The sequence below is a fragment of the Brevundimonas sp. A19_0 genome, assembly GCF_017744255.1.
Classification (GTDB): Bacteria; Pseudomonadota; Alphaproteobacteria; order Caulobacterales; family Caulobacteraceae; genus Brevundimonas.
The window spans coordinates 364,836-382,914 of sequence record NZ_JAGHQP010000001.1; the positions used below are offsets into that span (position 1 = coordinate 364,836).

Annotated in this window: 22 protein-coding genes and 1 tRNA gene; 15 read left to right on the top strand and 8 right to left on the bottom strand. The window is 68.0% G+C overall.

From position 1 onward, the window contains the following. Positions 1-14: 14 nt before the first annotated feature. Positions 15-1,220, bottom strand: coding sequence for an acetyl-CoA C-acetyltransferase (locus tag J7346_RS01725; RefSeq protein WP_209117113.1), 1,206 nt, complete (start codon positions 1,218-1,220; stop codon positions 15-17). 154 nt (positions 1,221-1,374) lie between these two features. Next, positions 1,375-2,640 carry a PQQ-dependent sugar dehydrogenase gene (locus J7346_RS01730; protein WP_209117115.1) on the bottom strand — a complete coding sequence of 422 codons (1,266 nt, stop codon included), beginning with the start codon at positions 2,638-2,640 and terminating at the stop codon, positions 1,375-1,377. A 173-nt stretch (positions 2,641-2,813) separates the two neighbouring features. On the opposite strand from J7346_RS01730, the gene J7346_RS01735 reads away from it, so the two are divergent. Then, a tRNA-Met gene (locus J7346_RS01735) sits at positions 2,814-2,890 on the top strand. 54 nt (positions 2,891-2,944) lie between these two features. Here the strand turns inward: J7346_RS01735 and J7346_RS01740 are convergent. Beyond that, on the bottom strand, positions 2,945-3,103 hold the full coding sequence (locus tag J7346_RS01740) for a hypothetical protein (protein ID WP_209117117.1): 159 nt from the start codon (positions 3,101-3,103) through the stop codon (positions 2,945-2,947). Positions 3,104-3,950: 847 nt separating this feature from the next. Between J7346_RS01740 and J7346_RS01750 the strand changes: the two genes are divergently transcribed. From J7346_RS01750 to J7346_RS01765, 4 genes are read left to right on the top strand one after another with little or no spacing between them, the layout of a single operon-like run. Continuing rightward, entirely contained in the window at positions 3,951-4,307 is a 357-nt protein-coding gene (locus J7346_RS01750) for a hypothetical protein (RefSeq protein WP_209117121.1), read from the top strand. Positions 4,308-4,318: 11 nt separating this feature from the next. Further along, positions 4,319-4,771: a hypothetical protein gene (locus J7346_RS01755; RefSeq protein WP_209117123.1), complete on the top strand. Its 453-nt coding sequence runs from the start codon at positions 4,319-4,321 to the stop codon at positions 4,769-4,771. Then, on the top strand, positions 4,713-4,994 hold the full coding sequence (locus tag J7346_RS01760; RefSeq protein ID WP_209117124.1) for a hypothetical protein: 282 nt from the start codon (positions 4,713-4,715) through the stop codon (positions 4,992-4,994). The genes J7346_RS01755 and J7346_RS01760 overlap by 59 nt, the downstream gene beginning before the upstream one ends. A 44-nt stretch (positions 4,995-5,038) precedes the next feature. Further along, positions 5,039-5,338 (top strand): hypothetical protein, encoded by a 300-nt coding sequence (locus tag J7346_RS01765; protein ID WP_209117126.1) that lies wholly within the window; start codon positions 5,039-5,041, stop codon positions 5,336-5,338. Between the two features lie 3 nt (positions 5,339-5,341). On the opposite strand, the gene J7346_RS01770 is transcribed toward J7346_RS01765, so the two are convergent. Continuing rightward, positions 5,342-5,989, bottom strand: a complete 648-nt coding sequence (locus J7346_RS01770) for a TlpA disulfide reductase family protein (protein ID WP_209117128.1) — start codon at positions 5,987-5,989, stop codon at positions 5,342-5,344. Between J7346_RS01770 and argH the strand changes: the two genes are divergently transcribed. Genes argH through lysA form a run of 3 tightly spaced genes read left to right on the top strand, consistent with a single transcriptional unit; the run spans position 5,988 to position 8,973 of the window. Further along, positions 5,988-7,418 (top strand): argininosuccinate lyase, encoded by a 1,431-nt coding sequence (argH, locus tag J7346_RS01775; RefSeq protein WP_209117130.1) that lies wholly within the window; start codon positions 5,988-5,990, stop codon positions 7,416-7,418. The two genes, J7346_RS01770 and argH, sit on opposite strands and share 2 nt — an antisense overlap. Next, a complete protein-coding gene (locus tag J7346_RS01780) occupies positions 7,415-7,657 on the top strand; it encodes a hypothetical protein (protein WP_209117132.1) in 243 nt (80 codons plus the stop codon). Before argH ends, J7346_RS01780 begins: the two co-directional genes overlap by 4 nt. Positions 7,658-7,692: 35 nt before the next feature. Then, positions 7,693-8,973: a diaminopimelate decarboxylase gene (lysA, locus tag J7346_RS01785; protein WP_209117134.1), complete on the top strand. Its 1,281-nt coding sequence runs from the start codon at positions 7,693-7,695 to the stop codon at positions 8,971-8,973. 4 nt (positions 8,974-8,977) lie between these two features. On the opposite strand, the gene J7346_RS01790 is transcribed toward lysA, so the two are convergent. Continuing rightward, positions 8,978-9,520 carry a phosphoribosyltransferase family protein gene (locus J7346_RS01790; protein WP_209117136.1) on the bottom strand — a complete coding sequence of 181 codons (543 nt, stop codon included), beginning with the start codon at positions 9,518-9,520 and terminating at the stop codon, positions 8,978-8,980. A 16-nt stretch (positions 9,521-9,536) separates the two neighbouring features. Beyond that, complete coding sequence (locus J7346_RS01795; RefSeq protein WP_209117138.1) at positions 9,537-10,484, bottom strand: DUF3426 domain-containing protein; 948 nt, start codon at positions 10,482-10,484, stop codon at positions 9,537-9,539. Between the two features lie 90 nt (positions 10,485-10,574). Between J7346_RS01795 and J7346_RS01800 the strand changes: the two genes are divergently transcribed. From J7346_RS01800 to J7346_RS01820, 5 genes are read left to right on the top strand one after another with little or no spacing between them, the layout of a single operon-like run. Next, complete coding sequence (locus J7346_RS01800; protein ID WP_209117140.1) at positions 10,575-11,318, top strand: ATP-binding cassette domain-containing protein; 744 nt, start codon at positions 10,575-10,577, stop codon at positions 11,316-11,318. Next, the gene (locus J7346_RS01805; RefSeq protein WP_209117142.1) at positions 11,315-12,205 is read left to right on the top strand and encodes an ABC transporter permease; all 891 of its coding nucleotides are present in this window, start codon (positions 11,315-11,317) and stop codon (positions 12,203-12,205) included. Before J7346_RS01800 ends, J7346_RS01805 begins: the two co-directional genes overlap by 4 nt. Before the next feature lie 9 nt (positions 12,206-12,214). Continuing rightward, complete coding sequence (locus tag J7346_RS01810; RefSeq protein WP_209117144.1) at positions 12,215-12,856, top strand: YdcF family protein; 642 nt, start codon at positions 12,215-12,217, stop codon at positions 12,854-12,856. Continuing rightward, on the top strand, positions 12,857-13,561 hold the full coding sequence (locus J7346_RS01815) for a lysophospholipid acyltransferase family protein (RefSeq protein WP_209117145.1): 705 nt from the start codon (positions 12,857-12,859) through the stop codon (positions 13,559-13,561). It begins immediately after the preceding gene. A 57-nt stretch (positions 13,562-13,618) separates the two neighbouring features. Continuing rightward, on the top strand, positions 13,619-14,104 hold the full coding sequence (locus J7346_RS01820; RefSeq protein ID WP_245157549.1) for a YetF domain-containing protein: 486 nt from the start codon (positions 13,619-13,621) through the stop codon (positions 14,102-14,104). Here the strand turns inward: J7346_RS01820 and J7346_RS01825 are convergent. Then, entirely contained in the window at positions 14,101-14,556 is a 456-nt protein-coding gene (locus J7346_RS01825) for a YaiI/YqxD family protein (RefSeq protein ID WP_209117147.1), read from the bottom strand. The two genes, J7346_RS01820 and J7346_RS01825, sit on opposite strands and share 4 nt — an antisense overlap. 244 nt (positions 14,557-14,800) lie before the next feature. On the opposite strand from J7346_RS01825, the gene J7346_RS01830 reads away from it, so the two are divergent. Together J7346_RS01830 and J7346_RS01835 are read left to right on the top strand one after the other, a co-directional pair. Continuing rightward, a complete protein-coding gene (locus J7346_RS01830) occupies positions 14,801-15,157 on the top strand; it encodes an endonuclease domain-containing protein (protein WP_209117149.1) in 357 nt (118 codons plus the stop codon). A 239-nt stretch (positions 15,158-15,396) separates the two neighbouring features. Next, the gene (locus J7346_RS01835) at positions 15,397-16,011 is read left to right on the top strand and encodes a GrpB family protein (RefSeq protein ID WP_209117151.1); all 615 of its coding nucleotides are present in this window, start codon (positions 15,397-15,399) and stop codon (positions 16,009-16,011) included. Here J7346_RS01835 and J7346_RS01840 read toward each other — a convergent pair. Continuing rightward, on the bottom strand, positions 15,942-17,864 hold the full coding sequence (locus J7346_RS01840) for a DUF87 domain-containing protein (RefSeq protein ID WP_209117153.1): 1,923 nt from the start codon (positions 17,862-17,864) through the stop codon (positions 15,942-15,944). The two genes, J7346_RS01835 and J7346_RS01840, sit on opposite strands and share 70 nt — an antisense overlap. Positions 17,865-18,079: the final 215 nt, after the last annotated feature.

The window sequence follows — 18,079 nt, forward strand, 5'->3', positions numbered from 1 at the left end:
CAATTTCTCCCGGATCAGACGCGTTCGATGACGGTGGCGGTGCCCATGCCGCCGCCGATGCAGAGGGTGGCCAGCGCCGTGGTCTTGTCCGAGCGTTCCAGCTCGTCCAGCACGGTGCCGAGGATCATGGCCCCGGTGGCGCCCAGCGGGTGGCCCATGGCGATGGCGCCGCCGCAGACGTTGATCTTGTCGTGCGGGATGTTGAGCGCCTGCATGTAGCGCAGCACGACGGCGGCAAAGGCCTCGTTGAGTTCGTAGAGGTCGATATCGGTCGGCTCCATGCCCAGCTTGCCCAGCAGCTTGTTGGTCACGAACTCGGGGCCGGTCAGCATGATGGAGGGCTCGGACCCGATCGAGGCGGCGCCCTTGATGCGCGCGCGCGGCTCAAGGCCCAGGGCGCGACCGGCGGCGAGCGTGCCGATCAGCACACCGGCCGAACCGTCGACGATGCCCGAGGAGTTGCCCGGCGTGTGCACGTGATTGACGCGGGCGACCTCGGGGTAGCGCTGGTTGATCACGGCGTCGAACGCCATCTCACCCATCATGGCGAAGGACGGGTTGAGGCCGCCCAGCGTCTGCATGTCGGTGTTGGGACGGATGGTCTCATCGTGATCGAGGATGGTGAGGCCCAACTGGTCCTTGACCGGCACGATCGACTTCGAGAACCGGCCCTCGGCCCAGGATTGGGCGGCGCGTTTGTGGCTTTCGACCGAATAGGCATCGACGTCGGCGCGCGAGAAGCCCCACTTGGAGGCGATCATGTCAGCCGAGACGCCCTGGGGCACGAAATAGGTCTTGAAGGCGCTGGTCGGGTCGACCGGCCAGGCGCCGCCGTCCGAGCCCATGGGCACGCGGCTCATGGCCTCGATGCCGCCACCGACGGCGAACTCGGCCTCGCCCGACTTGACCTTGGCGGCCGCGATATTGACGGCTTCCAGCCCCGAGGCACAGAAGCGGTTGACCTGCACGCCCGCCGTGGTCTCGGCCCAGCCGGCGTTCATCACGGCGGTGCGGGCGATATCGGCGCCCTGTTCACCCACTGGCGAGACGCAGCCGAGGATGACGTCATCGACCTTGGAGGTATCAAGGCCGTTCCGGTCGCGCAGGGCTTCCAGCACCTGGGTCGCCAGGCTGAGGGCGGTGATCTCGTGAAGGGAGCCGTCCTTCTTCCCCTTGCCGCGCGGGGTGCGGACGGCATCAAAGATATAGGCCTCGGTCATGGGCGGTCCTCTTTTGCTGGCCCTGCCGCTCGGCCCCCAAAGCGTCTGTTGGCGCCTCGCAGGGTGAGGGCAAGTTCGGAATCGAAACGTGGGGGTCAGAAACCCTACGTTTACGTCAACGTCAAGTATGAAAGCGGGCGACCGGCCTCAAGCCCTAGGGCGTGAACAGCCGCACCAGCTTGCCATTATCCTCGTCGGTGATAGCCCAGACCGCGCCGTCCGGGCCCACGGCCACGTCGCGGATGCGGTCGCCGAGGCCCGTCAGCAGGCGCTCCTCGCCGACGACGCGGTCACCCTCGATCACCAGCCGGGCGATGTGGCGCTCCTTCAGACCGGCCACCAGCAGATTGCCCTGCCAGCCCGGGAACATGGCCCCGTCATAGAAGGTCATGCCGCCGGGCGCGATCACCGGATCCCAGTAGTAGACCGGCTGCTCGGTGCCTTCCTTTTGGGTGATGCCCTCATTGATCTCGCCGCCCCGGTATTCGATGCCGTAGGCGACCTCGGGCCAGCCATAGTTGAGGCCCGCCCGGTCCAGATTGATCTCGTCCCCGCCGCGGGTGCCGTGCTCGACGGTCCAGACCTGGCCGTCGGGCGCGACGGCGATCCCCTGCACATTGCGGTGGCCGAGCGACCAGATCTCCGGCAGGGCGCCCTCCCGGCCGACGAAGGGGTTGTCGTCGGGCACCGAGCCGTCGGCGTTGATCCGGATGGTCTTGCCCATGTGCGAGCCCAGGTCCTGGGCCTGCGGACGCATCTGCGTGTCAGAGCGCTCGCCAAGGGTGATAAACAGGGTGCCGTCGGGGGCAAAGGCGAGGGATGAGCCGAAATGCTTGTCGCCGTCATAGGTGGGCAAGGCGCGGAAGATCACCTCGACATCGTCCACCCGGGTGCCGTCGTCCGACAGCACGCCCCGCGCGACCGATGTGGCATTGCCGCCCTCGCGCGGCTCGGCATAGCTCCAGTAGATACGGCGATCCGAGGAAAAGTCCGGACCGAGGATGACGTCCAGCAGGCCCCCCTGTCCGCGGGCATCCACCTCCGGAAGGCCGGCGATCGGCTCGCCCACCTGTCCGTCGGCCGTGATGATGCGCAGTCGGCCCGGCCGTTCGGTCACCAGCCAGTTGCCGTCGGGCAGCAGGGCCAGCCCCCAGGGGTGGCTGAGCCCCTCGGCCACCACCGTGTGGCTGAGGGTGGCTTCGGTCGTCACGCCGGGCGCGCGCGTCTGGCCTTCGAAGGCCGGGGTCTGGTTGGGCGCATTGGGGGGCCGGGTCTCGACCGGGTCGCCGGGCTCGGACTGGGCCGCACCGGCGCTGCCCGTCATATTGCAGGCGGCCAGCAGGGTCGCGAGAGAGGCGGCAAGGACCAGCCGCCCCCGGGGCGTGCGGCGGGACAGGGGGCGGGCGGCGAAAAAGGGCATGGAGAATCCCGGCAGGCTGAAGGAGAGCGCCCCTCCTATACGCTTCTCGACGGCGTGCCGTTCCGGAAACGCAGCAGCCTGAAGACGGGACGCTTGAATCGCCGTGCGCGGCCCTATATAGCGACGCGTCTCGCGCGGGCCCCCGATCCGGCTCCTGCGACCCGGTGACCCGGGGCTGGATAGCTCAGCTGGTTAGAGCGGTGGATTCATAACCCACAGGTCGGCGGTTCAAGTCCGCCTCCAGCCACCACCTTCTCTTCGTTTCTTGACAGCTTGGGTCCGCAGGCCGTGGATGGTGTCCGGTTCAGGTCGTAGCGGCGCCCGGGGACTCATCCCCGGTGGGTGCCGCCAGCGCCTCCGCGACCGCCAGCAGCGCCGCGCGCTTCGGGTCACTCAGCCCCGCAAACAACTCGGCCACCCTCCGCCCGGCCCTGGATTGCCCCATCTCGTTGAGAGTGGACATCCCGGCCGGCGCCCCCTCGTGCTGGACGGGAAAGAAGGCCTCGATGGAGCATCCAAAGAGCCTGGCAAAACGATAGAGGCGCGAGGCCGCCACGCGATTCGTGCCCTTCTCGTATTTCTGATCTGCTGGAAAGTCACGCCGACAGCCTTGGCCACCTCAGCGCGTGTCAACCCGGCGCCCTCCCGAAAGGCCATCAGTCGCTGACCGACGAGAGTATCGATGTCGTCGGCCGAGCGGGTCTGTCGTGAAGCCATCGTGCGGTCCCGGTTTTCAGGCGTACATCCGGGATTAGAGTAGCCCGACGCGACGGCCTCTGTGAACATCCATGAATTCAGGGGCTGGCGGGTTTCGTCATCGCCGGTATGGTGAATTACGGAGGGTCTATGGTCGGGCTGACAGCGCGAGAATTTGAGTGTGTGCAGCTGGCCGGCCAACGCCTGCGAGACAAGGAAATCGCTGCAAAGCTGGGCATCTCGCCCAAGACTGTGGCCAACACTCTCGCTTCGGCCTACCGGAAGCTGGGTGTGAGCGATCGTTTGCAGGCCGCCCGCCTCCTGGGTGAACTTTACCCGGGGCAATCACTGCCTAGTGACGCGGCGGCCGAACTCCCGCCCCTTGACCGGGCTGACAGTGACGGGAGCGTGGCCTCCGGGACCTGGCGGGCCGGGTATCGCCCTCCACCGCGAGGGGCCATCCTGCGCCTCGCTCTGATCCTGGTCTTCATGATCCTGTCCGCCGTCCTGGCGCTTGGTTTCTCGGCCATTCTGGCGGGGGGAATGTCTTCCCTTCAGACCACAGCGCCCGCGACGGCACGCTGACAGCAAGGTCAACTTGCCGGGAGCGCGTCATGAACGCCCAAATCAAAACTCTGCCTACCCGTCCGGACCGGTCGGGAACCCGCATCGCCCTCGATCTGCGGACCAGTGAGCACAGCATCGACCAGACCCTGATGGCCATAATGCAGCTGGGTCAGTCGATGATCGACGGTCGCCTCAAGAACAATCTGGCGGCCGGCGTCGGCCAGGACGCCCTTGAGGCCATCACCCGGTCTATCAGCTCGGCCGTCACCACCCGCGCGGAACTGGTCGCCGCCCATGACCTCCTGAAGCGGACGGCCGACGAACACAGCATCCGCTGGACGGCAGAGGGGCCGCTCGAATTCAAACCGCAGGCTGAGACTACCCAGGACGCTCAGGCGGCCTAGGATGGCCGACCATGGCCCCGATCGTCGCCCTATTCACCATCCTCGCCCTGACCCTCGCCGCCGTGGTGGCGCTGGCAGCACGTGGACGTCTGGCAGAACGCTGGGCGGCGGTTGCGATCGCGATCACCACACTGGCGCCCCTGCCGCTCCAGCATCTGGAGTATGCCAACGGGCGCTGGGCCCTCGCCCTGGTATCGGTGGCCTTCTCGGCCGGCCTGGTCTTCCTGTCCCTTCGTTTCGATCGCTGGTGGTTGCTCGTCGCCGCCGGCATTCAACTTGCCGCCACGGCCAGCTACGCCGTCGCCTGGCTACAGCCCGACCTGATGCTCTGGTCTGGTGTGGCCTTTCGACGGGTCCTTTGGGGACAGCTGATGATCGTGGCCCTGATCGGAGCTTTCGAGCCCTATGAAATCCAGGATCCAAATCGCCGCCCGCCGCTGGGCCGAACTCAGAGCCAGCCTTAGCGAGGACAGTCTTGATGAACTCGATGACATCGAGCGGACCATCCTCAAGGGCCGTCCCTCCAGTACCCAGGACGCCATTGCCATAATCGATGTCGTGGCGGCCGGTATCACTGCCGGCGAACGCTCGGACGGCCTGGATGCCAAGGCCCTCCAATCGGTTTCGCAGATGCTGCGGACGAACGACCAGGGCTCCGATTTGCGTCCTTTGCAACCCCTGCCGTAGGGGTGGCGTTTCCAGCGCATCATTCAGCAGGAAGGGACCTGACCATGATCAAACGCACGCTGACGATCGTTGCCGCCACCTCGGCGCTCGCCCTGGGCATGGCCGCCTGTACCGAGGCCGAGCAGGAACAGACCGAGGCCAATGCTGAACAGGCCGGCGAGGCGATCGGTGACGCCGCCGCGGAAGCGGGCGAGGTGATCGAGTCCGGTGCCATGGCCGCGGCCAATGCCGTCGAGGAAGGTGCGGGCAATCTGTCCGAAGAACTCGAGGAGAATCAGGCCGAGGCTGCCGCCCAGGGCCGCGAGGGTGCGGTCAATCCGGCGACCGGCGAACGCGTCGAATAGGCCTCAGGACTCCGCCAGGAGGGCGTCGACCAGAGCCCGCGCCTCGGCGCTGGCCCAGTCGGCCTCTCCGGCAAAGGTCGCACGGATACGCCCCTGACGGTCCAGCAGGATCGTCTGGGGCATCTTGCCCGACTCCGGAAACAGGAACGGCAGGCGGAAGGTCTTCTCGGAGTAGAAGGGCAGCGGCTCGTGCACGTCGATGAAGCTCTTTGCATCGGCGATGGCGCCGTCCTCTGAGTCCACATTCACCGGCAGGACCAGCAGGTCCGTGCCTTCATAGGCTGCGGCGAGCGTCGCCAGCGTCGGCATTTCGGTGCGACAGGGCGCGCACCACATGGCCCACAGGTTCACCACCACGACCTTGCCGCGGAAGTCGGCGAAGGTAACCGCCTTGCCGTCGCGGTCCACGAACGCCTGATCGGGTGCCGGCACCAGATCGACCGGCGCTGACAGCCGGGTGAGCGAACCCTTCGCATAGGCCGACAGGGCACTTTGAGGGGCTTCAGTGCCGTTGGCCGCGGCATCGCCTTTGGACCCGGGCATGATATGCGGATATAGCAGCACGCCACCGGCGATCAGGGCGACCAGAACCGCCGCGCCGATGGCCAGAGCCGTCTTTACCGAACCCTTGATATCCGAGCCCAACGCCATGTCCCGGCCCACACCTCCTGACGCTCCTGCATCCGATGGCGGAGCGACTTCGGACAAGACCCTATGGGGTGGACGCTTTTCCGCCAAGCCTGATGCAGTGATGCAGGCCATCAATGTGTCGATCGGCGTGGACCAGCGCCTGTGGCCGCAGGATCTGGCGGGGTCGCGCGCCCATTGTCGCATGCTGGCCGCGACCGGGATTCTGCGGGCCGAGGACGCCGAGGCCATTCTGGGCGGACTGGACACCATCGAGGCCGAGATCCGCGACGGGCGCTTCCCCTTCCGTGAAGCGCATGAGGACATTCACATGAATGTCGAGGCACGGCTGGCCGAGCTGATCGGCGAGCCCTCGGGACGGCTGCACACCGCGCGCAGCCGTAACGACCAGGTGGCGACCGACTTCCGCCTGTGGGTGCGCGACGCCTGCGACCGCACGGTTGCGCAGCTGCAGGCGCTGCAAGGCGCCCTGCTGGGCAAGGCCGAGGCCCATGCGTCGCACCTGATGCCCGGCTTCACCCATCTGCAGCCGGCCCAGCCGGTGACCTTCGGCCACCATCTGATGGCCTATGTCGAGATGTTCGGCCGCGACGCCGGGCGGTTTTCCGACGCGCGCGACCGGATGAACGAATGCCCGCTGGGGGCGGCGGCGCTGGCGGGTTCCCCCTTCCCCATTGATCGCCGGATGACGGCCTCGGCGCTGGGCTTCGAGCGGCCGATGGCCAATTCGCTGGATGCGGTGTCGGACCGGGACTTTGCGCTGGAGAGCCTGGCCGCCGCCAGCATCACGGCCGGGCACCTGTCGCGGCTGGCGGAAGAGATCGTCATCTGGATGACGCCCCAGTTCGGCTTCGTCACCCTGCCGGATCATCTGACCACCGGCTCGTCGATCATGCCGCAGAAGCGCAACCCGGACGCCGCCGAACTGGTGCGCGCCAAGACGGGCCGGATCATGGGCTCGCTGGTCGCCCTGTCGACGGTCATGAAGGGACTGCCGCTCGCCTATTCCAAGGACATGCAGGAGGACAAGCCGCCGGTGTTCGAGGCCTTTGACGCCCTGGATCTGGCGCTGACGGCCATGACCGCCATGGTCGCGGCCCTGCAGCCGGACACCGGGCGGATGCGGGCGGCGGCGGGCTCGGGCTTCTCGACCGCCACGGATCTGGCCGACTGGCTGGTGCGGGAACTGGATCTGCCCTTCCGGCGGGCGCACCATGTGACGGGCGCGGCGGTCAAACGGGCCGAGGCGCTGGGCGTGGACCTGGCGCAACTGCCGCTCGACGAACTGACGGCAATCGAGCCCGGAATCACCTCCGAGGTTTACAAGGTGCTGTCGCCTGAGGCTTCCTGTGACAGTCGTCAGAGCTTTGGCGGCACGGCGCCGGAACAGGTCCGCGCGCGCATCGCCGAATGGAAGACACGCCTGTCATGACCCTTTCGAAACGCATTGCCGCCGTGGGCCTTTCCGGACTGATGCTGGCGGGCGTGGCCGCCTGTGGCCGCATGGCCGACCTGGAGGCTCCGCCCGAGCGCCGGACCGAGCGCAGCATGCGCAGTGCCCAGGCCCCCGATCTGGAGGAACCGGCGACGGTCAACCGGTCCTCGACCCAGCAGCCGATCGACGGCGGCCCCAGCAATCCCTATTCGGGCGGCGGCAGCCCGCTTTCCTGACGACCGGAAGGTCGCCCCCTCCTCCCCGAGACGACGTGGACCATTTCCAGCACATCGACGGCGCCCTCCATGCCGAGGGCGTGCCGCTGGCCGACATTGCCGACACCGTCGGCACGCCGGCCTATGTCTATTCGACCGCCACCCTGACGCGGCACTACCGGGTGCTGGCGGAGGCGCTTGACGCCCAGGCGCCGCTGGCCGGGCGGGCGCTGATCGCCTTTGCGGTAAAGGCCAACAGCAATCTGTCCGTGCTCGCCACCCTCGGCCGGCTGGGCGCCGGGGCCGATACTGTGTCCGAAGGGGAAATCCGCCGGGCGCTGGCGGCCGGCATCCCGGCGGACCGCATCATCTTCTCGGGCGTCGGCAAGACCGATGCGGAGCTGACCTTTGCCCTCCAGACCGGCGTGCGCCAGATCAATGTCGAGTCCGGCCCCGAGCTGGACCGCCTCGAGCGTGTGGCCGAAGCCACCGGCATTCGTCCCGACATCGCCATTCGCGTGAACCCGGGCGTCGGTGCGGGCGGCCATGCCAAGATCACCACCGGCGGCGGGGGCGACAAGTTCGGCGTGCCGGTCGAGGAAGCGCTGGACCTCTATGCCCGTGCCGCACGCGCCGGCCATGTGCGTCCGGTGGGGCTGGCCTGCCATATCGGCAGCCAGATCCTGGACCTCGGCCCGCTCAGGGACGCCTTTGCCGTGCTGGCCGACATGACCCGCCGCCTGCGGGCCGATGGTCATACGGTGCGGGTTCTAGACCTCGGCGGCGGTCTGGGCGTGCCCTATGAGCCGGGCCTGACCCCACCCGATCCGGCCACCTATGCGGCCATGGTCGGTGAGGCCATGGCGGGGCTGGACGTCGACACCCTGTTCGAGCCCGGGCGCCTGCTGGTCGCCAATGCCGGCGTGCTGCTGGCGCGCGTCATCCATGTGAATGTCCGGCCCGACGGGCGACGCTTCCTGGTACTGGACGCGGCGATGAATGACCTGATGCGCCCGGCCCTCTACGACGCCTTCCACCCGCTGGTGCCGGTCCGCGACGCGGCCGGGGTCAAAGGGCCCTATGACGTCGTGGGACCCGTGTGCGAGACCGGGGACACCTTCGCCCGCGCGCGCACCCTGCCGGAGCTGTTGGCCGGGGATCTGGTCGTGTTCAAGGGCGCGGGGGCCTATGGCGCGTCGATGGCCAGCGAATACAACAGCCGGCCGCTGGTGCCCGAGGTGCTGGTGAGCGGCGACCGCTTCGCCGTCGTCCGGCCTCGCCCCGACTATGACACCCTGCTGGGACGCGAATCCCGGGCGCCCTGGCTGGCCGACTGACGGCTCAGTCCAGCGCGCAGATGTCCGGCAGGCCGCGCCAGGCCCCGCCGTGGTCCAGACCGTAGCCGACGAGGAAGCGGTTCGGGGCGTCCCAGCCGACAAAGTCGGGCTCGGGCGCGCGCGGCAGGGGCCAGGGCTTGCGCGCAAACACACTGGTCAGCACCTCGGCGGCACCGGCATCGCGTACCAGCCGGACCGACTCGGCCAGCGACAGGCCGGTGTCGAAGACATCGTCGAGGATCAGCACCTTGCGGCCCTCGACCGACCGTTGCAGGGGCGCCCGGACCTCGATCCGGCCCTTGCTCTCCGTGCCGTCGCCATAGGAGGCCAGCCACAGGGCATCGAAGCGCAGATGACGTCCCTGACGGGCCAGCGCCCGGGTCAGGTCGGCCGCGAACCACAGGCCGCCGGTCAACAGCACCACGGCGACGGTCTCGTCATCGACATGCGGGGCGATGCGGGCGGCCAGGTCCTCGACCACGGCGGCCACTCCGGCCTGGTCAAGCAGGACGGACGGGGCGGGGCGGTCGGTGACAGGATCGGCCATGACGGGCCGATAGCGCCTAATGGGCCGGGCTGTCGAGCGGTACGGCGGCGGCGGGCGCCAGTTCCGCCGGTGTGTCGGACGACAAGGCCCGGACGGGGCGCAGGCCGGGAGGCTCGGCCGGCACCGCGTCATGGCTCATGGCGGCAGGTTCGATCGCGGCGTGATCCTCGGCCGGGGCGTGAGTGTCATGCTCCTCGGCCGGCGGGTGCGCAGCCGGCGCCTTGCGGGCCGGGCGCTCGACCGGGATCTGCGGCGGGGCGTCGAGCACGAAGTCGACCCCGACGCCGGTGGCACGCCCCCCCGGGTCGGACAGGACGATGGCAAAGCCCGAGACCTTGCCCGGCAGAACCGGCGCGGCATCGGGGTGGACGATGGCATGGGCGATCTCGGCGCCGTGGTCGTCCAGCAGGGCGACACGCACGGGCGGGGCCACGATCTCGCGGTCGCGGATATTGCGGAGCGCGCCCGAGACCACGACCTTGTCGGGCGTTTCGGGCAGGGCGCGGGCGCCGACGGCCTCGAACTCGAGGCCGGTGACATTCACAGGCATGCCGACGGCGGCATAGGCGACCGCGGTGCGCGGCAGCATGTCCACCACCTCGACCCGGAACAGCCACGCCCCGGCCAGCAGGCCGAGGAAGATGCTGGCGACACCAGCCCAGGCGGCGCCATGCAGGGCCGCGCGCCGGGTACGCCGGGCGGTCTCGGCCCGGGCACGATAGGCCTTGGGCAGTTCGGGGGCCGGGGTCTCGGCCAGGCTTTCAGGGGCGGACGCGGTGGCGGGCTCGGCTGCGACGGCGGCCGGTGTCGTCGGAACGGCCTCGGCCTTCAATTCCAGCGGCTCCTCGGCCGTGGCGTGCCAGCTGTGGGCACAGGACTGGCAGCGCACGGTCCGGCCGCGCGGGCCAAAGGCGTCATCGGGAACGAAATAGCTGGTGGCGCAGGCGGGGCAGGTCAGTATCATGGGCGACGACGCAGGACGCGCATGCCCCTGCCCTCCCGGAACGAACCCTCGTCCCGCCGGCCCTTCAGGTTTCCCAGTCCCGTTTTCGATGTGACCCGCACGATCGCCGCCTCTGACCTGTCCGGCCGGACCGCTGCCCCCGCCCGGTCCGACCAATGGCCGGTGCGCCTGAAGGGGGTGACGTTCGGCCATGCCGGACACCCCGACCTCTTGCGGGGTATCGATCTCACTGTGACGGGGGGCTCTTTCAACTTCCTTACCGGGCGGTCGGGGGCGGGCAAGACACTGCTGTTGATGGTGGTCGCCGGACTGGTCCGGCCCGATGCCGGACAGGCGCAGCTGTTCGGCAGCGATCCCGAGCGATTGCCGCGGAGCGAGGCCCGGGCCCTGCGCCGCCGGATCGGGCTGATCGCCCAGGATGATCCGCTGGTCGGCCATCTCAGCGTGGCCGACAATCTGGCCGTCACCCTGAGGGTCACGGGCCAGTCGCCGGACGGGCGCGAGGCGGACCTTGAGGCCATGCTGGCGTTCGTCGGACTGACGAGCGAAGCCGGGCGCCGGGCAGACACATTGTCGCGCGCCGAGCGGCGTCTGGTGGCGCTGGCCCGGGCCATGATGACGGGGCCGGACCTGATTCTGGCCGATGAGCCGCTGGCCGGGCTGGATGCCGCGTCGGCGAAGCGCATGCTGGGCCTGCTGCGGACCCTGAACCGACAGGGGACCACCGTCATCCTGACCCGCGACGGGGACGGCCCGGGCAGCGAGGCGCGCAAGGGGGATCGGCGCCTGCATCTCGAGGCCGGGCGTCTGACCGGTGGCGAGGGCGCATCATGAAGCGGCCGGCCCTGTTGAGCGGACCGGATCTGTGGCCGGACGGGGGCACCACCCGCCGGCTGGGTCTGGTGGTGCTGACCGTGCTCGGCCTGCTGAGCGCGCTGCTGATTCTGGCCCATGTCGGGGCCAGCCGGGCGGCGGGCGACTGGGCCAGCGCGGTGACGCACGAGGCCACGGCCCTGATCCGTCCGCGCGCCGACGAGACCGGCGCGACCGCGGCGGCGCGGGGTGCCGAAGCCCTCTCGGGCGTGCGGGGCGTGGAGGAAGCCGTGGCCCTTGACCGGTCCGAGGCCGAGGCCCTGCTGAGGCCCTGGCTGGGCGAAGCCGATCTGGCGACCCTGCCCCTGCCGCAACTGGTACGGCTGCGCCTCGACCCGCGCGAACCCGCCAGCGCCATCAGCCTGAACCGGGCGCTGGCCGAGGCGGGAGTGGACGGCACCGTCGACGACCACAGCCTGTGGCGGAACAGTTTCACGGCCGCGGCCCGGACCCTGCGCATCCTGACGGCGCTGGCCGCCGGGATCGCCGTCCTGCTGACGGCCACGGCAGGCGTGCTGATCGCCCGGCAGGCCGTCGAGAGCCGGGCAGAGACCTTGCGGGCCCTGCGTCTGGCGGGGGCCGATGACGCCGCCTTGACCACCCTTGCCCAGTGGCATCTGGGGCGCGACGCCGCGCTGGCGGGAGCCGCCGCGACCCTGATGGCCCTGCTGGCCGGACTGGCGCTGGCCCTGTTTCCGCCCGGCGGGACGATCGGGCAGGTGTTCCCCCTGCTGATCGAGGATCTGGCGCTGGTCCTGCCCGTGCCCGTGGCCATGGCGACACTGGCTGTCGTGGCCGGGCGCCTGTCGGTCCGGCTCTGGCTTGGCAGGGCGCGGGGCGGTCGCTAGTTAAGCATCATGCGGTATCTGGCCCTCCTCGCCATTCTCGCGCTTGTGTGGCTGGTCGGCCTGTTTGCCTTTGCCGACCGGGTGCGGAGCTATACCCCGACCCGGGACCCCGCCCCCGCCGACGCCATCGTCGCCCTGACCGGGCCGTCGTCGGAGCGGGTCGATGCCGCCATCCGCCTGCTGGAGAACGGCAAGGGCGACCGGCTGCTGATCTCGGGCGTCAACCGGCAGGTGCAGAAGTCCGAGCTGAAGGCGGTGACCCCCGGCTCGACCCGGCTGTTCGCCTGCTGCGTCGATCTGGGGTTCGAGGCCGAGAACACCATGGGCAACGGCCAGGAGATCGGCCGATGGGCGCGGTCGCACGGCTATGACAGCCTGATCGTGGTGACCTCGGACTATCACATGCCGCGCAGCCTGATGGAGATCCGCAGCGCCCTGCCGGGGGTCGAGCTGACCCCCTATGCCGTCAAGACGCCCGAGCTGGACGACCGCGGCTGGTGGCGGGCGGCGGTGACGGCCCGGCGCATGACGCTGGAATACATGAAGTATCTGACGGTCATGGTGCGCGAGGGCGTGCGGCGCATCAGCGGTGACCGCTCGGCCGATGCCGTGCAGGGCGTGGCCGAGGAAGCCGCGAAGAAGGCCCGCTAGGTGACCACCGTCCGCTCCCTGCTGTTCGTCGCCTGGCTGTACCTGTCGATGGCGATCTTCGCCCTCCTGCTGTCGCCGGTGCTGCTGTTCGGCTCGGGGGCGTCGATGGGGGTGATCAAGGGCTGGGCCCGGTTCGTGCTGTTCGGCCTGCGTGCCCTGTGCGGGGTCGGGGTCGAGGTGCGGGGCCTGGAGCACCGGCCCGACGGTCCCGCCCTGATCGCGGGCAAGCATCAGGGCATGCTGGACGTGATCGCCCCCTTCACCTTCCTGTCCAACCCCTGCTTCGTCATGAAGAAGGAGCTGATGGTCCTGCCCTTCTTCGGCTGGTTCGCGGCCCGGACCAACATGATCGCGGTGGACCGCTCGGCCCATGCGGCGGCGCTGAAGGGCATGGTCCGGCAGGCCCGCGAGCGCCGCGACGAAGGCCGGCAGGTGCTGATCTTCCCCGAAGGCACCCGCACCGCGCCCGGCGCGGCGCCGGACTACAAGCCCGGGATCGCCGCCCTGTACCGCGACCTGGACTGCCCTTGCGTGCCCATGGCGACCAATGCGGGCCAGCACTGGCCGGCCCACGGGTTCCGCCGCACCCCCGGCACCGTGGTCTATGAGTTCTTGCCCCCCATCCCGCCCGGGCTGAAGCGGGCCGAGTTCATGACGCGGCTCGAGACCGAGCTGGAAGCCGCCTCCACCGCCCTGCTCAACTGAACCCTCCGGCCTGCGGGTTGTTGTCCCCCCGGGCGATGCCGCCTGCGGGAGAGCACGATGAACTGGATGGACATGCTGTTTCAGGGCTGGAGCGGGCTGGCCCGCACGGCCGTGGTCGCGGTGCTGGCCTATGTCGGGCTGGTGCTGTTCCTCCGGATTTCGGGCAAGCGGACCCTGTCCAAGCTGAACGCCTTTGACCTGGTGGTCACGGTGGCGCTGGGGTCGATCCTGGCGACGACCCTGCTGAACAAGGACGTGGCCCTCGCCGAGGGGCTGGTCGCGCTGGCCAGCCTGATCGCCCTGCAGTTCCTCGTGACCTGGTCGTCGGTGCGCTTCCGCTGGCTGCGCGAGGGCGTGCGGTCCGAGCCGACAGTGCTGGTCCGCGACGGCCGGCCCCTGCCCGAGGTGCTGCGGCGCGAGCGCGTCACCGAGGACGAGGCCACCAGCGCCGTCCGCGACGCCGGCGGCCGGACCCTGGCCGAGGCCGAGGTGGTCATACTGGAAAGCGACGGCTCGCTGACGGCCATTCTGGCGCGCACCTAGCCCCCCGCCCGTTTGGCCACGACCACGGCCCGGTCCAGCGCCTGCAGGAAGTTGGAGCGGTCGCGCGCCGAGAACGGCGGCGGGCCCGAGGTCTCGACCCCCATGCCGCGCAGGTGCTCGCCGATCGAGCGCCCGGCCAGGGCCGAGCCGATCGAGTCAGGGGTGAAGGCCGTGCCGTTGGGCCGGAGCGCCTGGGCCCCGGCCTTGAGACAGCGGTCGGCCAGCGGAATGTCGGAGGTCACCACAATGTCGCCGGGCCCCGCCCGTTCGGCGATCCAGTCATCGGCGACATCGGGCCCGGCATCGACCACCACCTGCTCGATAAAGGGCGCGCGGCGCAGGTTGATCCAGCCGTTCGAGACGACAAGGGCCTTGAACCCTACCCGCTCGGCCACGCGGAAACACTCCTCCTTCACGGGGCAGGCGTCGGCGTCGATGAAGAGGTGGTGCATGGGTTTGAGTGGTGAGTGGTGAGTGGCGAGAAAGACCGTCTGAATAGTCTGAATCGTCTGAAACGGGTCGGCGGGGGAGCGGGAATTCAGACCGTGAAAAATACCGTCTGAATCGTCTGAATGGTCTTGATGGGTCCGGGTGGGGGCAGCGAGGTCCGGCAGCCTAACACGGCCGGAAGGTGTGCTGATAAGATTGGGGGGAGGCGTTGAGGAAGAGGCGCGGCATGAGCGGCGAGTTGCACGGATGACCGCCGGGCGGCTGACCCCGCTCGGCCGGGCATTGCGCCAGCGCGGCGGCATGGCGGAGGCGCGAATCTGGGCACGGCTGCGGGGTGGGGCCATTGATGGATGGAAGGTCCGGCGCCAGCATCCGGTCGGGCCCTATGTGGTCGACTTTGCCTGCATCCCCCTGCGGCTGGTCATCGAGATCGACGGCGGGGTGCACGGGCGCGATGACGTCGTGCTGAACGATCACATCCGCCAGCAGGCCATCGAGGCGCTGGGCTGGACCGTCGTGCGGTTCACCAACGATCAGGCGCTGGCCGAACCGGCGCGCATCGACGCGGCCATCCGGGAGCAGGCGAAGGCGCTGGGGCTGTAAACTCCTGATCCTTCTCCCGTTGGGAGAAGGTGGCCGCGAAGCGGTCGGATGAGGGTCGGCGGTGGCCTTCGGCGTGAGCCGTCGTAGCGCCGGTGCCGCGGCTCACGCCGACGGCCACCCTCGCCCCTCACCCTTTCGCGCAAGGCCGCCCGCTTCGCGCGCGGGCGCTCAAGCCCTCTCCCATCGGGAGAGGGTCACGCTGGGCTTGACCGCCCCCTGCCCCGTCGGGAACATGGCCCATGCCCAGACCCGTTGTGCTTGTTTCCCATGATCCCGCGTGGGCCGCGCAGGCGGAGGCGTTGGGGGCCGGGGTGCGGGCGGCGGGGGCGGGGGTGTTCCGGGCGGTGCACCACATGGGCTCGACGGCCATTCCCGGGATTCCGGCCAAGCCGGTGATCGACCTGCTGGCCGAGGTCGAGGCGCTGGAGGCGGTCGAGGGCGCGCAGGCGTCGCTTGCCGCCCTGGGCTGGCGCTGGCGGGGCGAGAACGGGCTTGTGGGGCGGCGCTATTTCACCCGTGACGATCCGGCGACCGGCACCCGCGTCGCGCACCTGCATGTCTATGCGTCCGGAGACCCGGCCATCACCTGGCACCTCGCCTTCCGCGACCGCCTGCGCGCCGAGCCGGCCACGGCGGAGGCCTATGCGCAGGAAAAGGCCCGCTGCGCCGCCCTCCACCCCGACGACAGCGCCGCCTACACCGCCTGCAAACAGGCCTGGACGGATGCCGTGGCGGCGGAGGCGGTGCGGGGGGTGGGAATCGTGGGCCCCAGAGCCGAAGGGCGTCAGTCGTTAATCTCCGGGACTTGGAAGATCAACGGATTAGAGGACGTGAGCGCCTTCCCCGAAATATAGGCATGACGCGCGCGAAGCGTCGGCAATACCTTGGCTGAGTCCTCTCCGAGCAGACTCCCTAAGAAATCGAAGCTCGTTCGGTCGAACTGGCGAAAAGCGATAATAGTGTTGCACTGAGTAAGTATAGTTTTTGATACATTGGCAGTCCTCTGAGCTACGACTATAAGACCAATGCCATACTTTCTTCCCTGAAGCGCTATTTGCGCTATGCTGTTCACGAGGCCCTTCGTCCGCCCATCTTGGGAAGTCAGGAAGGCCGTTTCAGGCACGATCGTATGTGCCTCTTCCAAAACGAGAGACAATCGCCCGTCAATCTCCCCGGACTTCGCCATTCCAAACAATGTCGTGGAAAACCAACGCAAGTATTCTACGTTCTCTGATGAGCTATCAAGGTCGGCAACCCCCATAACTGCGATCCTCTTGTCGCTATCGAGGAATGTTTTTATAGACGATTTGAAATGCTCGGTGATGGTAGACTTGCATTTTGCAATGCCCGCTCGGTCTCTCTTGTTCGCAAACTCCGCCTCTTCTTTCACAAGCCAAGCGATGCATCGAGCAATCGCTTCGTCGGTTTCCGGATTCACAAGCGGTTTGGATTCTTGGCCAAAATATTTGGCGTATTCACCGGTCAGATCGACGCAAATGCAACGAGCGCCTTTGGCCACCAAATCCCTGATGAACTTTCTGACGAATACGGACTTTCCGGTCCCTGTGACGCCCAGAACAGCGCAATGGTGGGTGATGAGGTCATCGAAATTCACGTTGATGCTAAAGTCAGTGCCAGGCAGCACGCCTAGCGTGATCTGATCGGGTCGAGCAGGGTTGTCTGGCAGGGATGGCCTTATTCGGATGATGCCATTGATTCCCGGCAGCCATCCGTGCGCGTCAAAGCGCTCTTGCTCGACAGACCAAAAGCCGATCTGACGAGCGGAAACGAAGATCTCGGTGTCGCGGTCTAATACCGACACCCGCTCTTCCACCAGAGTCGCGTCTGTCACTTGGTAAACGACGGTCCGGTCGCCGACGACGGTATGGACCAAGTCCCCTGCTGAGAGCGTAGTGACGCTTGGGAAAGTCTGAAATCGTAGCGCACTGATCGTTGTGTGGGGTGCGACAATCCCGACGACGTCGTCGCGCTCGATATCAACTCCGATCGGCGGAGAAGCCACTTCGTTGCGCTTGGGACCACCTCCCGCGAGGTACTGGGGGACGATCTCGCCCGGCATCTCGACAAACTCAAAAAGGTCTTGGTCATTCGCACGGAGGGTCCGCGTCACGAGCCCGACTATTCTCCCCTCATCCGTCGGCGCGGCGATGCAGGCACTTAGAACCGTGGGGGCGCGCCGGAACGCTCTGACCAAATGCCGGCCATCCGACCGAAGCGCTTCAAGCGTCCCTAGCGTCAGCCCTGTGGGGCGCCGACGGAAGAATCCACCAACCCGCGAAGCCACATCGGGGCGCATGGTGTTTATTGCAGCGCAACTGACCAAGCAGAACGCAGTCAGGCGCTCATCTGGTACAACAACGAGCGGAAGGCACACGAGGGCGGTAGACGTAATGACGCGAGAAGGCGTGGCTCTTGAGAGGACGGCGTGCAGGGCCGCAGAAATACGTCGCGCCAAGTCCGAGTCCCCGTCACGCGCTGCCGAACTGTTCAGCACCACCGTCGCGGCGGAGGACGCTGCTAACGCACCCAGCCCGACCGCAACGAGGACGAAAAGCCATCCGTTCTGCGTGGCTAGCTCTCGCAACGAGAACCAGACCCCGATCGTGAGGAGCGAGGTTGCAAGCGTATCTGAAGGCTTAGAGAAGAATGGCTCCACAACGAACGTTGTGACGACCAGCGCGGTCACCAATCCGATAGCAAGCCAAGCCTCTGAGGATACAGGCCGATGCAGCCCAAGCCCCACCAAGAGTGCAAGCTCCACAAGAGCGACTAGAGCGAGTAGCGCTACCCGAGCCTTCAGTGACATCCTGCCCCCCCAGAACGCCCGTCCCCTGACGATAACGTTGCTACTCAACTTCCCCTACGAACGTAGGTTAGGCAAGGACACCAGCTAACGTAGTG